Annotated in this window: 11 protein-coding genes and 1 pseudogene; 8 read left to right on the top strand and 4 right to left on the bottom strand. The window is 63.2% G+C overall.

What is annotated here, in order from left to right:
- Window positions 1-3 precede the first annotated feature (3 nt).
- From ALTAJ2_RS16240 to ALTAJ2_RS16255, 4 genes are all read left to right on the top strand, one after another.
- A complete protein-coding gene (locus ALTAJ2_RS16240) occupies window positions 4-2,931 on the top strand; it encodes a DNA-directed RNA polymerase subunit A' (protein ID WP_007110260.1) in 2,928 nt (975 codons plus the stop codon).
- Window positions 2,924-4,120 (top strand): DNA-directed RNA polymerase subunit A'', encoded by a 1,197-nt coding sequence (gene rpoA2 / locus ALTAJ2_RS16245; RefSeq protein WP_007110261.1) that lies wholly within the window; start codon window positions 2,924-2,926, stop codon window positions 4,118-4,120. Before ALTAJ2_RS16240 ends, rpoA2 begins: the two co-directional genes overlap by 8 nt.
- A gap of 3 nt (window positions 4,121-4,123) precedes the next feature.
- Window positions 4,124-4,549: a NusA-like transcription termination signal-binding factor gene (locus tag ALTAJ2_RS16250; protein ID WP_007110262.1), complete on the top strand. Its 426-nt coding sequence runs from the start codon at window positions 4,124-4,126 to the stop codon at window positions 4,547-4,549.
- A gap of 330 nt (window positions 4,550-4,879) precedes the next feature.
- A complete protein-coding gene (locus ALTAJ2_RS16255; protein ID WP_007110263.1) occupies window positions 4,880-6,391 on the top strand; it encodes an aldehyde dehydrogenase family protein in 1,512 nt (503 codons plus the stop codon).
- Window positions 6,392-6,430: 39 nt separating this feature from the next.
- On the opposite strand, the gene ALTAJ2_RS16260 is transcribed toward ALTAJ2_RS16255, so the two are convergent.
- From ALTAJ2_RS16260 to ALTAJ2_RS16270, 3 genes are all read right to left on the bottom strand, one after another.
- Window positions 6,431-7,585 carry an RNA-guided endonuclease InsQ/TnpB family protein gene (locus ALTAJ2_RS16260; protein ID WP_007110264.1) on the bottom strand — a complete coding sequence of 385 codons (1,155 nt, stop codon included), beginning with the start codon at window positions 7,583-7,585 and terminating at the stop codon, window positions 6,431-6,433.
- A gap of 2 nt (window positions 7,586-7,587) precedes the next feature.
- Window positions 7,588-7,977, bottom strand: coding sequence for an IS200/IS605 family transposase (gene tnpA, locus ALTAJ2_RS16265; protein ID WP_049900779.1), 390 nt, complete (start codon window positions 7,975-7,977; stop codon window positions 7,588-7,590).
- Between the two features lie 171 nt (window positions 7,978-8,148).
- Window positions 8,149-8,802 carry a 4-vinyl reductase gene (locus tag ALTAJ2_RS16270; RefSeq protein WP_007110266.1) on the bottom strand — a complete coding sequence of 218 codons (654 nt, stop codon included), beginning with the start codon at window positions 8,800-8,802 and terminating at the stop codon, window positions 8,149-8,151.
- A 211-nt stretch (window positions 8,803-9,013) separates the two neighbouring features.
- Here ALTAJ2_RS16270 and ALTAJ2_RS16275 point away from each other — a divergent pair, with 211 nt between their 5' ends.
- Together ALTAJ2_RS16275 and ALTAJ2_RS16280 are read left to right on the top strand one after the other, a co-directional pair.
- Window positions 9,014-9,442: a 30S ribosomal protein S12 gene (locus tag ALTAJ2_RS16275; protein WP_004267302.1), complete on the top strand. Its 429-nt coding sequence runs from the start codon at window positions 9,014-9,016 to the stop codon at window positions 9,440-9,442.
- 2 nt (window positions 9,443-9,444) lie between these two features.
- Window positions 9,445-10,053, top strand: coding sequence for a 30S ribosomal protein S7 (locus ALTAJ2_RS16280; protein WP_007110267.1), 609 nt, complete (start codon window positions 9,445-9,447; stop codon window positions 10,051-10,053).
- A 198-nt stretch (window positions 10,054-10,251) separates the two neighbouring features.
- Here the strand turns inward: ALTAJ2_RS16280 and ALTAJ2_RS16285 are convergent, their stop codons facing one another.
- Window positions 10,252-11,007 carry a DUF5781 family protein gene (locus ALTAJ2_RS16285; protein WP_007110268.1) on the bottom strand — a complete coding sequence of 252 codons (756 nt, stop codon included), beginning with the start codon at window positions 11,005-11,007 and terminating at the stop codon, window positions 10,252-10,254.
- A gap of 261 nt (window positions 11,008-11,268) precedes the next feature.
- On the opposite strand from ALTAJ2_RS16285, the gene ALTAJ2_RS16290 reads away from it, so the two are divergent.
- Together ALTAJ2_RS16290 and ALTAJ2_RS16295 are read left to right on the top strand one after the other, a co-directional pair.
- Entirely contained in the window at window positions 11,269-13,455 is a 2,187-nt protein-coding gene (locus tag ALTAJ2_RS16290; protein WP_007110269.1) for an elongation factor EF-2, read from the top strand.
- Between the two features lie 611 nt (window positions 13,456-14,066).
- A pseudogene (locus tag ALTAJ2_RS16295) lies at window positions 14,067-15,081 on the top strand (hypothetical protein); the annotation flags it as partial.

Consider the following 15,081-nt stretch of genomic DNA (forward strand, 5'->3'; position numbering starts at 1 on the left):
CCCATGCAAGACACGACACCCAAAGACATCGGTTCGCTCTCCTTCGGGCTCATGGAGCCCGAGGAGTACCGGGAGATGAGCGCGACGAAGATCATCACTGCCGACACCTACGACGACGACGGGTTCCCCATCGACATGGGACTGATGGACCCCCGTCTGGGCGTGATCGATCCCGGCCTCGAGTGCAAGACCTGCGGCAAACACTCCGGCTCCTGTAACGGCCACTTCGGCCACATCGAACTGGCCGCGCCCGTGATCCACGTCGGCTTTACGAAACTCATCCGGCGGCTCCTTCGTGGGACCTGCCGGGAGTGTTCGAAGCTCCTCCTCACCGAGGACGAGCGCGACGAGTTCCGGGACCAACTCGACGAATCCCGAAAACTGAGCCGGGATCTGAACGACGTGACCAAGGCCGCGATCCGACAGGCCCGCAAGAAGGACCGGTGTCCGTTCTGTGGCGAAATCCAGTACGATATCGACCACGAGAAGCCGACGACCTACTACGAGGTCCAGCAGGTCCTGACCAGCGAGTACTCCCAGCGCATCGCCGGCGCGATGCAGGGCGACGAGGAGGAAGGCGTCGAGCGGACGACGCCGGACGAACTCGCCGAGCAGACCGAGATCGAACTCACTCGAGTCAACGAGATCCTGTCCGGCTCGTTCCGCCCGCGGGAGAGTCAGCGGAAGGCGATCGAGAAGGCCCTCGACATCGATCTCACCGAGGAGGACACGAACAAGCTGATGCCCAGCGACATCCGGGACTGGTTCGAGAACATCCCGGACGAGGATATCGAAGTACTCGGGATCAATCCTGACCGGTCGCGTCCCGAGTGGATGATCCTCACCGTCCTCCCGGTGCCGCCGGTCACCGCGCGGCCGTCGATCACGCTGGACAACGGCCAGCGCTCGGAGGACGACCTCACGCACAAGCTGGTCGACATCATCCGGATCAACCAGCGGTTCATGGAGAACCGCGAGGCCGGTGCGCCCCAGCTGATCATCGAGGACCTCTGGGAACTCCTGCAGTACCACGTCACGACGTTCATGGACAACGAGATCTCGGGCACGCCGCCGGCGCGCCACCGCTCCGGTCGGCCCCTGAAAACCCTGTCTCAGCGCCTCAAGGGCAAGGAAGGGCGCTTCCGGGGTTCGCTGTCCGGAAAGCGCGTGAACTTCTCGGCACGGACCGTGATCTCGCCGGACCCGACGCTCTCGCTGAACGAGGTCGGCGTTCCGGACCGCGTGGCAAAGGAGATGACCCAGACGATGAACGTCACCGAACGCAACGTCGAGGACGCCCGGCGGTTCGTCTCGAACGGTCCGGAGGGACATCCCGGTGCGAACTACGTTCGTCGTCCCGACGGCCGCCGGCTGAAGGTGACTGAGAAGAACTGCGAACAGCTCGCCGAGAAGGTCGAGGCCGGTTGGGAGGTCAACCGCCACCTCATCGACGGCGATATCGTCATCTTCAACCGCCAGCCGTCGCTCCACCGGATGTCGATCATGGCCCACGAGGTCGTGGTCATGCCGTACAAGACGTTCCGGCTGAACACTGTCGTCTGTCCGCCGTACAACGCCGACTTCGACGGCGACGAGATGAACATGCACGCGCTGCAAAACGAGGAGGCCCGCGCCGAAGCGCGCGTCCTCATGCGTGTCCAAGAACAGATGCTCTCCCCCCGGTTCGGCGAGAACATCATCGGGGCCATTCAGGACCACATCTCCGGGATGTACCTCCTGACACACGACAACCCTCGATTCAACGAGACGCAGGCGCTCGACCTGCTCCGTGCCACCCGGATCGACGAACTCCCCGAACCCAGCGGCATCGACGACGAGGGAACGCCGTTCTGGACCGGCTACGACGTCTTCTCCGAACTGCTGCCCGACGATCTCGACCTCGAGTTCACGGGGACCATCGGCGACGAGGTCGTCATCGAGGACGGCCAGTTGCTCCAGGGAACCATCGCCGAGGACGAGGTCGGCGAGTTCGGCGGCGAGATCGTCGACACGATCACGAAGGTGTACGGAAATACCCGCGCCCGGATCTTCGTCAACGAGGTCTCGACGCTGGCGATGCGTGCCATCATGCACTTCGGGTTCTCGATCGGGATCGACGACGAGACCATCCCCGAGGAGGCCCAATCGCGCATCGACGAGACCATCGTGGACGCCAACGACCGCGTCGAGGAACTCATCGAGGCCTACGAGCGCGGCGAACTCGAGAGTCTCCCGGGGCGAACGATCGACGAGACCCTCGAGATGAAGATCATGCAGACGCTCTCGCGTGCGCGTGACAATGCAGGGAACATCGCGGACGAACACTTCCAGGACGACAACCCCGCCGTCGTCATGGCCAACTCCGGTGCGCGTGGCTCGATGCTCAACCTGACCCAGATGGCCGGCGCGGTCGGCCAGCAGGCGGTTCGGGGCGAGCGGATCAACCGCGGCTACGAGGATCGGACCCTCTCGCACTACGAACCGAACGATCTCTCGGCCGAGGCCCACGGCTTCGTCGAGAACTCCTACACCAGCGGCCTGACCCCGCGGGAGTTCTTCTTCCACGCGATGGGCGGCCGCGAGGGCCTGGTCGACACCGCAGTCCGGACGTCGAAGTCGGGGTACCTGCAGCGGCGGCTGATCAACGCCCTCTCGGAACTCGAGACCCAGTACGACGGGACGGTCCGGGACACCTCGGACACGATCGTCCAGTTCGAGTTCGGCGAGGACGGTACCTCGCCGGTCAAGGTCTCGTCCGACGAGGACAACGATATCGACGTCGAGCACATCGCCGACCGCGTGCTCGACTCCGAGTTCGAATCCGCGGAGGAACGCCAGGAGTTCCTCGGCTCCAAACCGCGGCCGACCAACCTCTCGGAACACGCCGACGACCGACTCGCCGAGGGAACGGAGGTGACCTCCGATGACTGACGTTGCATACGATGTCGACGACGACACGATCGCGGTCGTCGAGGACACTGATCTCCCGCGGCGGCTCAAAGACGAGGTCTACGAGACGCTCGAGGCCCGCGAGGGCGCGACGGTCGAGGAGGCCGACGAACTCGCGAAGGCCGTCGAGACCCGCTATCTCGACACCCGCGTCGAGCCCCTCGATCCCGTCGGGACGGTCTCGGCGCAGTCGATCGGCGAACCCGGCACCCAGCTGACGATGAACACGTTCCACTACGCGGGGGTCGCCGAAATCGACGTGACCCAGGGGCTGCCCCGGCTGATCGAGCTGGTCGACGCCCGGAAAACCCCGGACACGCCGATGATGACCGTCTACCTCGAGGACGAGTACGCGACGGAGCGGGAGAAAGCCCACGAGGTCGTCTGGAACATCGAGGCGACGCAGATCCTCGCGCTGGGCGACGTGTCGACGAACGTCGCGGACATGCGCGTTCAGATCTCGCTCAACGAGGACACGCTGCAGGAACGGCTGATCACGGCCGAAGAAGTCGCCGGCATCATCGAGGATTCGCTCGGCGTGAAGACGGTCCAGCAGGGCACCCAGATCGAGTTCGGGCCCGAGGAACCGTCCTACCGCGATCTCCTCCAACTCGTCGAGGAACTGCGGGACATCACGTTCAAGGGGATCGAAGAGGTCTCGCGGGTCGTCATCCGTCGCGAGGAACTCGAGACCGGCACCGAGGAGTTCGTCCTCTACACCGAGGGGTCGGCCTTCGGCGATGTCCTCGAGATCGAGGGCGTCGACGCCTCCCGGACGACGTGTAACAACATCCACGAGATCCACCGCAACCTCGGTATCGAAGCCGCCCGCGAGGCGATCATCGAGGAGACGAACAACACGCTCGCCGAGCAGGGGCTGGACGACGTGAACGTCCGGCACCTGATGCTCGTCGCCGACATGATGACGAACCGCGGCGAGATCGAGTCGATCGGTCGGCACGGGATTTCGGGATCGAAGGAATCCGTCCTCGCCCGCGCGGCGTTCGAGGTGACGGTCAACCACCTGCTCAACGCCGCGATCCACGGCGAAGTCGACGAACTCGACGGCGTCACGGAGAACGTCATCGTCGGCAAGCCGATCAAGCTCGGCACCGGCGACGTCGATCTTCGGATGGGATCGACCACCTCCGGCAGCGGTCAGGCAGACTGATCGATGGGTGTAACCCTCGATGACGACGCCCGGCAGTATCTCGCCGCGTTCGAGGACGTGACGGGCGTTGACGGCCGTGATTGTCTCGTCACCGAGGGCGGTGATCGGCTCCTGATCGTCGTCGCCAGCGGCGGGATGGGCGAAGCGATCGGCCCCGGCGGCCGAACCGTAACGCAGTTCGAAGAACGGGTCGACGCGAAGGTCCGCCTCGTCGAGGACGCGGACACGCCCGAGACGTTCGTCGCGAACGTCCTCGCGCCCGCGGCAGTCTACAACGTCACGGTCAGCGAGAACAACGACACCGTCGCCTACGTCGAGGTCGCGGAGGCCGATCACGGCATCGCGATCGGGACGGACGGGCGGACGATCGACGCCGCACGGCAGCTTGCGGATCGGCATTTCGGAATCGACGACGTACAGCTCATCTGATCTCGAGTCGGCGTCTCGTGCCGCCCGGTGGGACAAATTCGCCGCCGGTCGACCGGATCGCATCCGGTGACCGGGACGGATCGGGTTCGTATCGACGAATCCGTACGGACTCCCAGTTGACTCAGCCGCTGTTCTCTTCTCCAGTTCGTGTCGGGACGCGCGGACTCATCGCGCATTTCTATTCAAATTAGTTATGTGTGTGCGGATTCCGGGACGCAACCGGTCGCACGTTCGGCCCGTTCATGTGCCCTACGGATAGCTATCAGTAGTTATCGATCGCGAATGTCATACCCAAACCAATAAACAAATTCCACCGATAGAGGGAGCCGTATGACGGATACGAGTACGCGATCCGCCGATGGACGAGACGTTGACGAACTCGATATCGCGCCGGAGAACGGGTGGAACGCCCTGTTCCTCGACGGCGAGTGGGTACCCGCCGGTGACCGGGACCTGATCGACGTCGAAAACCCCGCGACACGGACGGCGCTGACGGCGGTGCCGTCGGCGACCGAGGACGACGTCGACGAGGCGTACGCGATCGCGGAGGAGGCACAATCGGCGTGGGGCCAGCGACCGCCACAGGAGCGCGCCGCGATCGTCTCCGACGCATGCGCGCTGCTGGGCGAGTACGCCGACGACCTCGAGTGGCTGTTCGCCGTCGAGTGCGGCGGCGTCGAGCTGAAAGCCGATTTCGAGACTCAGCTCGCACAGGGCACGATGGAGGTCGGTGCCGGACTGGCGATGCGCGACGGCGGCCGCCGGAAGGACTCGGTGACGCCCGGCAAGGAGAACCTGCTCGTGCGCGAACCGGCTGGCGTCGTCGGCGTCATCACGCCGTGGAACTTCCCGCTGTATCTCACCAGCCGAGTCGTCGCGCCAGCCATCGCGCTGGGGAACAGCGTGGTCCTCAAGCCGGACGAGCACACCCCGTTGACGGGCGGGCTCGTGCTCGCACGGGTCTTCGAGGAGGCCGGACTCCCGGACGGCGTCCTGAACGTCGTCCCCGGCTACGGCCACGAGATCGGCGACCACTTCTCGGGCCACCCGGTGCCGTCGGTGATGTCGTTTACCGGCTCCTCGGAAGTCGGACGGGGCGTCGGCCAGCGCGCCGTCGGCGCGTACACGGAGCCGGCCCTCGAGTTGGGGGGGAACAACGCCCATGTCGTCCTCCCGGATGCCGACTTAGAGCGTGCGATCGACGCCGGTGCGTTCGGGTCGTTCACCCATCAGGGACAGGAGTGTATCTCGATCAACCGCCACGTGGTTCACGAGTCGCTGTACGACGAGTACGTCGCGGGGCTGGCCGACCGCGCCGAGCAACTCCCTATCGGTGATCCGCGCGAGGAGGGAACCCTGGTCGGCCCGGTCATCAACGAGAGTCAACGGGACAAGATCGTCGGCTTCCTCGAGGAATCGGTCGCGAACGGTGCGACGGTCGAGGCTGGTGGCGGCCACGACGGGCTGTTCATCGAACCCACGGTGCTGTCGGGCGTCACCGGCGACATGCCGGTCGCCTGTAATGAGCATTTCGGACCGGTCGCGCCCGTCATCCCCTTCGAGACCGACGAGGAGGCGATCGAGATCGTCAACGACACCGAGTACGGCCTGTCGGGCTCGGTACACTCGACGGACGTGGCTCGTGCGCGTGACGTGGCCGACGCGATGGAGACGGGTATGGTCCACATCAACGACCAGCCGTTGAATGACGAACCGCACGTCGCGTTCGGCGGCGTCGGCGCGTCGGGACTCGGGCGGTACAACGACGAGTGGATCATGGATACCCTGACGACGCTGAAGTGGATCTCGATCCAGCGCGAGCCTCGCGAGTATCCGTACTGACTCGGTCGACTCTCTAGGAGGAGCTGACATCCTCCCACGCTAAAGCCGTGGGGTTCCCCCACTGGGGGTTGAACCCACGGAAACGGAGAGGTTCGCAGGTTCGTCGTCACGGTGGACGATGACCTGCGTTTCGGGCTGTGCCAGTACAGCCCCCGCCTCGGACAGCGGTTTCGAGAACTTGCCCAAGGCTCGTTTGCCGATATTCAGCGCACCATTCTTGTCGGCGTTGTCGTCCAGCCCACATTCGGGACACTCGAAGCGTCCCTGCGTCTCACGGACGCTCTCGCAGGCGCACCGATTGCACGTCTTCGACGTGTCGTATTCATCGACCAATTGCACGTCGATACCCGCGTCGTGGGCTTTGTATTCGATGTAGTTGAGCAGGCGGGCGAACGGCATCTTGTGGGTCTTGTCGTTGACGTACCGCCCCTTGTCGTTGTCCTTACGAATCCTGCCGAGGTCGCCCACGACGATGACCGCGTTCCGTTCTTCAGCGTCTTCCACGATTTGGCGAGCAATCTTGTGGAGACGGCCGTCCACCTTCCGTGCCTCGGCGTCACCGATACGCTCGACCACTTGCTGTCCCTGTCGGGGTTTCGCCTTCCCGATGGACTTCCGCAGTTGCTTGTAGTGTTCACGGATACGGCGGACTTCCTCGCCGTAGAAGGTGGTTTTGCGGTCGGTGAGAAACGCGCTGGTAGCGACCCATCGTGCGCCCATGTCGATAGCCAGCACGTCGTCGTACTCGTCTTGAACGGTCACAGACCGCTTGACGACGAGATGCACGTACCAGTCACCGTCACGGCGCACTAACTCACTATCTCGAATATCGCCCTCACGGACGAGTTGTTCGTCCTTGTACGGGACGTGGGCAGGACACCAAATAGAGTTGCCCCGTCCCTGCTCGGGGTCGTAGACGGGGACTTTCACCCACCACGACGAGAGAACGGTGTCTTCGTCGTGAGACACGTTGAACACGTCGTTGCGGAGGACGACGGGTTGTTCGGTGTCGGGGTTCGGGTCTTTCTGTCGCTGGACTTTCGACGCCTGCTGGTCTGTCGCGGAGTAGAGGTCGGCGTCTCCGCCGTGAACCGCCGTCTGGAACGCCTCGTGCTCGCGGGCGAGCAGGTCGGTTTTCCTGTTGGTCAGCGAGTGGAGTTTGACTCGCACCGTGGTCGAGACGTTCCGTTGCATGACTATTCACCTGCTTGGGCATCGATGTACTCCTCGATGACTTCGCTGGACACGTCGCCCGCGCTTGAGACGAAGTACGAGCGCGTCCACAGCGACGGCAAGCTGAAATCGAACTCGTCCCGAAGTCGGCGCGACGAGTAGCCCTTGACCTGTTGCATGATTTTGTTCGGGGCGAGCGTCGGGTCGCCCGTGATGAACAGGTGTACGTGGTCGGGGCGAATCGCCAACTCCAGTATCTCCAAGTCGAGTTCGTCGGCTTTCTCCCCGATGAGTGCTTTGAGACGGTCGCGCACCTCGCCCGTTAGTACCGATTTGCGGTACTTTGGACACCAGATGAAGTGGTACTGGAGTTTGTGGACGTTGGTACGTTCCCTGTCGAACCCACGAGGCATCGTCAGTATATAGAACATCCTCACCTAAAGATGTTACGCAAGCATCCAACCCCAGCCGTGGCTACGAGCGTAGAGAGATTCCCAGTTGTCGGCTTCATCCCACCCGTAAACGGGTGGGCTTTCGCCTCGCTATCGCTGTAAAACGGCCGTCGATGAGTTCGGCGCGTGCGATCAGCGCCACTCGACGTGGTACGTACAGTGCTGGTCGCCGTCCGCGCGACACTGGTCGCCGACTTCCTGGACGTCGACGGGGTTGTTCGCGAATTTCTTGGCAACGCCCTTGATGAGGCCCTTGTCGAATTCACACGGGTAGGGGTTCTCACAGACCATCACTCCCTCGTTCGGGCCTTCCGTCTCGAACTCGTAGGACCCGATTTCGCTGCCGCGGTGGTTCTGGTGATACGCCTCATCGATCGACGCGAGCGCGTTATCGACCTCCGAAAGCTCCGGCGGAAACTCGACGTGCTGGGGGACGTTCTGCCCCATGTTCTGCATTCGTAAGGACCCGTACTCGTCGCGCATGTCGTACAACATGGCGAGCGGGATCTTGAGCGAGTACCACTCGTCGGGTTCGATATTCTCGAGTCCGTGTTCGGCGAGTTTGTTGGTGATCTGTTTCCCCACGAACGACGAGATAGATTCACCCGCGGCGACGTACGACAGGGGACTTCGACCGATCACTTCCGCGTCCTCGAGCGAGCCATCGAACCCGACGCGATCGGCGATCGTCGGTAACTCATCAGGGGACTGAGACTCGTCGTCGGACCCACCGATGAGTCGCTTGAACCAGGATGTCGTAACGAACACCGTCTCGATTGTAGCCATAACGGATACAAAATACGACCCACCTACCTTATAACTCCTAGTTAATTATACGATCTGATATCGGGCGGTCCGTCCGCTCGGACAGCCCGAGAGCTGTTACGCGGTAGCGAAACCCGCTCAGATTCCTTCGTCGACCCCAATCGACCGCTCTCACGCCGTAACGCCGACTCGAAACGGGTCGCTTAAGTGCCTTCGTCGGATAGCGACGCCCATGGCAAACGGCAAATACGCCGCGCGCAAGCTCAAGAAGGACCGCCAGAATCAGCGGTGGTCCGACTCGGACTACGCGCGCCGCGCCCGCGGACTTCGCGAGAAGTCCGACCCGCTCGAGGGTGCGCCCCAGGCCCGCGGTATCGTACTCGAAAAGGTCGGCATCGAAGCCAAACAGCCCAACTCGGCGATCCGGAAGTGCGTCCGAGTCCAGCTGATCAAGAACGGCAAGCAGGTCACCGCGTTCTGTCCCGGTGACGGCGCGATTTCGTTCATCGACGAACACGACGAAGTCACCATCGCCGGGATCGGTGGGGCCAAGGGTCGTGCGATGGGTGACCTCTCCGGTGTCAACTACAAGGTCGACAAGGTCAACGGCGTCGCCCTGAAGGAACTCGTTCGCGGCAACGCGGAAAAACCGGTGCGATAATCATGGCGGCAGAAGATCAACCGGATCCGGACGCCCCGGCCGGTGGCGCGGACGTTTCGGCGAAGCTCTTCGGCACGTGGGAACTCGGCGACCTCGAGTACGCCGACCCCTCGACCGAGCGCTACATCACGGTGACCCCCGTCGCTCACACCGCGGGTCGCCACGCCGGCAAGCAGTTCAAGAAGTCCCAGATCTCCATCGTCGAGCGGTTCATCAATCGGCTGATGCAGACCGAGGAGAACACGGGCAAGAAACAGAAGACGCTCAACTACGTCCGTGACGCCTTCGACATCATCCACGAGCGAACCGAAGAGAGCCCGATTCAGGTGCTCGTCACGGCCGTCGAGAACGCGGCCCCCCGAGAGGAGACCGTTCGCCTGAAATACGGCGGTATCTCGGTCCCGAAGGCCGTCGACGTCGCCCCGCAGCGCCGCGTCGACCAGTCGCTGAAGTTCCTCGCGGAAGGCGTCTACAACGACTCGTTCAAGACCACCACGGACATCGAGGAGGCCATCGCCAACCAACTCATCGGCGCGGCCAACTACGACGTCCAGACCTACGCGGTCAGCCAGAAAGAAGAGAAAGAGCGCGTCGCGGCAGCCGCCCGCTAACGCGGCTCATCGATTCGATTTGCGGTCGTTTTTCTCGTTCCCTCTAGTACCGACTGAAGCGGTTGAGAGACTGCCCGCACAGCCGTCGTGCGAGCGGGTGTGCAGTGGTGAGCGATGGCTCCAATAAGCGAACCGTTCTCCGGCCGGGTTCATGTCGTACCCTCTCGGCCGGACGCTCACCGATACACGGCAGGTCGCTCAGTCCGCGGCGCGGCTCGTTCCGCCGACGTACGAGCGCGTCGCGTCGACGAGTACCTGGCGATAGGTGCTCGTATCGGGTTCCCGAACCAGCTCGCGGAAGCGACGTTTGAACCCATCGAAGTCGATCTCAGGGGCGTCCATCGCGGCCGCGTACGCGAGATCGTACAGCCGGTGTTCCTCGTCGACGAGGTCGTGTCGTTCCGCGAGCGCGAGCGCGAAGGCTGCGTTTACCGCCGTGATCTCGGGGTCGGCGCTCGCGGACAGTCGCTGGAACCCCGGGCGGGACGGCGTCTCGGGTCGATCGGCGACCGCCGCCGCGAGGCTGGACTCGAGGAAGGACAGCAGTTTCTCGCCGGGGCCGACCGAGAGGGTGATGTCGTCGGCGTAGATGTCCTTCATGTGATTGGCGATCTGATAGCAGTGGGAGAGCTTGCGCCGTTCGACGCTCTTGCCGGCTAGCGCGAGGTAGAGGACTTCTTCGGTCGACTGGGTGTGGGAGGGGTGTTGTTGTTCGTGGCGGACCATGTGGGCGAACTCGTGGAGCGCGAGTTCGCGGGCCATGGCCGACGACGCGGCCTGTCTCGAGATGTTCAGGACGTGGTGGTCGTCGTAGTGGGCGGCCCAGGTCCGTTCGTCGGGGTCGTCCCGGAGACGGACGTGAACCGGCAGCGAGAGGTCCTGTTCGGTTTCGAAGAGGTCGCGGGCGCTGAGGAATGGAGAGGTCGGACCCGGTCCCTGTACGCGGATATCCATGTGTAGTCCTAGCAAGAGGCCGGCGGGATTTGACTCTTGTGTGCGGTTACACGGGGGCGAATCGCGCGGCGGACCCGTCGGCCAGTCGCCCGACGGCAGTCCGGTTCCGGACGTGGGGCCTCGCACTGCCGATCCGTACAATTATGAGAGTCGTTCACTCACTCAAATTGGATATTACAGCGTTCGGACGGGGAAAGCCGACGAATTCCGGCGGCGACGAAACACTACCCTTTTGACCCCGCTGGCGGTATTGGGGGGTATATGGGCCGACGCAAGAAGATCGTCCAGGAGTGTGAACGGCTGATGGACGACCCGGAGAACATCCGGAACATCGCCATCGCCGCTCACGTTGACCACGGAAAAACGACCCTTACGGACAATCTGCTGGCCGGTGCCGGCATGATTTCCGACGAGACTGCCGGCGAGCAGCTCGCGATGGACACCGAAGAAGACGAGCAGGAACGCGGGATCACCATCGACGCGGCGAACGTTTCGATGACTCACGAGTACGAGGACCAGAACCACCTCATCAACCTCATCGACACGCCGGGCCACGTCGACTTCGGTGGCGACGTGACGCGAGCGATGCGCGCCGTCGACGGTGCGCTCGTCGTCGTCGACGCCGTCGAAGGGGCGATGCCCCAGACCGAGACGGTGCTCCGGCAGGCGCTTCGGGAGGGTGTCAAGCCGACCCTGTTCATCAACAAGGTCGACCGCCTCATCTCCGAGCTTCAGGAAGGACCCGAGGAGATGCAGGAGCGACTCCTCTCGGTCATCCGCGACGTCAACGAACTCATCCGCGGGATGACCGAGGACATGGACGACATCGACGACTGGACCGTTTCGGTCGAGGAAGGCACCGTCGGCTTCGGTTCCGCGCTGTACAAGTGGGGCGTTTCCATGCCGTCGATGCAGCGTACCGGCATGGACTTCGCCGAGATCATGGAACTCGAGCGCGCCGACAAGCGCCAAGAACTCCACGAGCGGACGCCGCTGTCGGACGTCGTGCTCGACATGGTCTGTGAGCACTTCCCGAACCCGATCGACGCCCAGCCCCGTCGTATCCCGCGCGTCTGGCGTGGCGACGACGAGTCCGACATCGCCGAACAGATGCGTCTGGTTGACGAGGACGGCGAAGTCGTCCTGATGGTCACCGACATCGCGATGGACCCCCACGCGGGCGAAGTCGCCAGTGGCCGCGTCTTCTCGGGCACCCTCGAGAAGGGCCAGGAGCTGTACGTCTCCGGGACCGCGGGCAAGAACCGTATTCAGTCCGTCGGCGTCTACATGGGCGGGGAACGCGAGGAAGTAGACGAGGTTCCCGCCGGGAACATCGCCGCCGTCACCGGCCTCAAGGACGCGATCGCCGGCTCGACCGTCTCGAGCGTCGAGATGACGCCGTTCGAGTCGATCGAGCACATCTCCGAGCCGGTCATTACGAAGGCCGTCGAGGCGAAGAACATGGACGACCTGCCGAAGCTGATCGAGACGCTGCGACAGGTCTCCAAGGAGGACCCGACGATCCAGATCGAGATCAACGAGGACACCGGCGAACACCTGATCTCCGGACAGGGTGAACTCCACCTCGAAGTCATCACCCAGCGCATCGAGAAGAACCAGGGCATTCCGGTCAACACCGGCGAACCGATCGTCGTCTACCGCGAAGCGCCCCAGCAAGCCAGCGACCAGGTGGAGGGCATCTCGCCGAACCGCCACAACCGCTTCTACATCTCCATCGAACCGATGGATCAGGAGATCGTCGAGACGATCCAGCTCGGCGAGGCCTCGATGGACATGCCCGAGCAGGACCGCCGTGAGGCCCTGCAAGAGGCCGGCATGGACAAAGACACGTCCCAGAACGTCGAGCACATGCACGGGACGAACATCCTCATCGACGACACGAAGGGGATTCAGCACCTCAACGAGACGATGGAACTCGTCATCGAGGGGCTCGAGGAAGCCCTCGACAACGGTCCGCTGGCAAACGAGCCGGTCCAGGGGACGCTCATCCGCCTGCACGACGCACGGCTCCACGAGGACACTATCCACCGCGGCCCGGCACAGGTCATCCCCGCGACCCGCGAGGCCGTCCACAAGGCGCTGATCGACGGCAAGATCAAGATGCTCGAGCCGATGCAGGACGTCCGCATCGACGTGCCCAACGACCACATGGGCGCAGCCTCGGGCGAGATTCAGGGTCGTCGTGGCCGCGTCGACGACATGTACCAGGAAGGCGACCTGATGGTCGTCGAGGGCATCGCGCCCGTCGGCGAGATGATCGGCTTCGCCTCGGACATCCGCTCCGCGACCGAGGGCCGTGCCTCCTGGAACACGGAGAACGCCGGCTTCGAGGTCATGTCCGACTCGCTCCAGCGTGACAAGACCATGGAGATCCGCGAACGCAAGGGCATGAAGCTCGAGCTGCCGCCGAGTATCGACTACATATAACGCCGCGTCCGCGTTCGAACTCACAGTCTCGTTTGTATCGACGCCGATCGGGCGTTCGATTCTCGCCCGGTCGGCCGCTCCCTTCGTTCGACGCCGAGTAGCGACGGCCGTATCCCGAGTCGGCCATTCGGAGACCCGGTACCGTCTGGTTTCTCACAGTCGAAGTCCGTCGGGAGGGAGGCCCAGGAGCTGCAACCAAGCACGAACCGGTGGCATCAGTAGTCACAAACTACCGTAGCTACTGAAACGATTGAGACACTGACCGCAACGCCGTCATGCGGTCAGGTGTGCAGTGACGTTCTGTGGCTACTATAGAGTCGTGGTGACGCCGTCGTCGTCGGCCGTGTCACGGCCGCCGGTCCACGGGTGCCGTACGCGACTCGCCGTCCGTCATCGGTATCGAACGACCGTTTCATTTAATAAATCCAAAACTAGTTGTACAATATTTATAATTTATAATCAGCAATTTTTATACCTGGAAACATGGTCTGTTCCGCCACTCACACGCAATTAAGGCGCGTCGCGAAACGGTCGGTCAGCGTCGGACACCGACGAGTGGCAATGCTGTGAGTCCGCCAGCGCCGGGCGTCGTACGGCGTCATCGATCAGACATGAATCGACGAAAGTTCATCGCTAGTACAGGCGGTATCGGCACGGCAGCTATCGGCACCACAGTGGTGCTTTCCGGATCAGCGGCAGCGGAGATCCGGGATTACACGTTCAGAGGAACCAGTATCAGCGGGGAAAGTGACGACGGGTCCGTCACGGACATCCGTGCAAAAGCGGTCAACGTCGGCTTCAGGTACGAAGGGTTGGACGAAGAGCCGGAGGAAGCGACGGTCGAACTCCAGGTAGTGCACGGCGGGGAAACGGAGACGATCGACGAGGCGACCACCGAGGTGAGCGGCACCAGTCAGTCGAACGTCGCCCTCGGGAAGGAACTCGCGGGGAGCGTCCTCGACCACGACGGTCTCTCGGCATCAGATTTCAAAGCGGAAGAGGACAGCAGTACGACGGAGAAGAACGTCGCCCTCCGTCTCAAGCTCACCGTTAACGGCGTTAACGGATCGAGCGAGACGGACCTGAACGTCGTCATGCGCAACACGGAGGCCGACGCCGGCGTCGGCGGCGAAGCCGACGGCGAGGTCGTCACGGAGGAGGAAGACGATCCCGATGACGATCCTGACGACGGTCCCGTCGAGGAGATCAACGCCATCATCGAGGACATCAACGCGCAACTCGAGAACGTCGATCCGGTTAGCACCATCGAGGACACCAGCAACGAGACGATCGGTGCGCTCATCGACGAGATCTTCACGCAGGTTACGGCGGAAATCGAGGCCCAGGCCGGCGTCGAGTACGATGTCAGCACGCCCGCGGAAGCACGAGAGGCTGCCGAGAACGCCTCGCTTCCGCCGATCGCGGACGCGCTGAACAACGCGGCAGACGCCGTCGAGGAGATCGCAGCCCTCGCCGATTACACCATCGATGACGGTGGTGACGGCGGTAACGACACGGTCGCGGAGATCAACGCCATCGTCGAGGACATCAACGCGAAACTCGAGAACGTCGATCCGGTCGGCACGATCGAGGACACCAGCGACGAGACGATCGGTGCGCTCATCG

Origin of the sequence: Natrinema altunense, from assembly GCF_000731985.1 — an archaeon.
In the GTDB taxonomy this organism is placed as follows: domain Archaea; phylum Halobacteriota; class Halobacteria; order Halobacteriales; family Natrialbaceae; genus Natrinema; species Natrinema altunense.

Bases quoted from the DNA above. Each gene is read 5' to 3' on its own strand.
- ALTAJ2_RS16275 (WP_004267302.1), top strand. From the start codon at position 9,014: ATGGCAAACGGCAAATACGCCGCGCGCAAGCTCAAGAAGGACCGCCAG.
- rpoA2 (WP_007110261.1), top strand. From the start codon at position 2,924: ATGACTGACGTTGCATACGATGTCGACGACGACACGATCGCGGTCGTC.
- ALTAJ2_RS16285 (WP_007110268.1), bottom strand. From the start codon at position 11,007: ATGGATATCCGCGTACAGGGACCGGGTCCGACCTCTCCATTCCTCAGC.
- tnpA (WP_049900779.1), bottom strand. From the start codon at position 7,977: ATGCCTCGTGGGTTCGACAGGGAACGTACCAACGTCCACAAACTCCAG.
- ALTAJ2_RS16280 (WP_007110267.1), top strand. From the start codon at position 9,445: ATGGCGGCAGAAGATCAACCGGATCCGGACGCCCCGGCCGGTGGCGCG.
- ALTAJ2_RS16290 (WP_007110269.1), top strand. From the start codon at position 11,269: ATGGGCCGACGCAAGAAGATCGTCCAGGAGTGTGAACGGCTGATGGAC.
- ALTAJ2_RS16240 (WP_007110260.1), top strand. From the start codon at position 4: ATGCAAGACACGACACCCAAAGACATCGGTTCGCTCTCCTTCGGGCTC.
- ALTAJ2_RS16255 (WP_007110263.1), top strand. From the start codon at position 4,880: ATGACGGATACGAGTACGCGATCCGCCGATGGACGAGACGTTGACGAA.
- ALTAJ2_RS16260 (WP_007110264.1), bottom strand. From the start codon at position 7,585: ATGCAACGGAACGTCTCGACCACGGTGCGAGTCAAACTCCACTCGCTG.
- ALTAJ2_RS16250 (WP_007110262.1), top strand. From the start codon at position 4,124: ATGGGTGTAACCCTCGATGACGACGCCCGGCAGTATCTCGCCGCGTTC.
- ALTAJ2_RS16270 (WP_007110266.1), bottom strand. From the start codon at position 8,802: ATGGCTACAATCGAGACGGTGTTCGTTACGACATCCTGGTTCAAGCGA.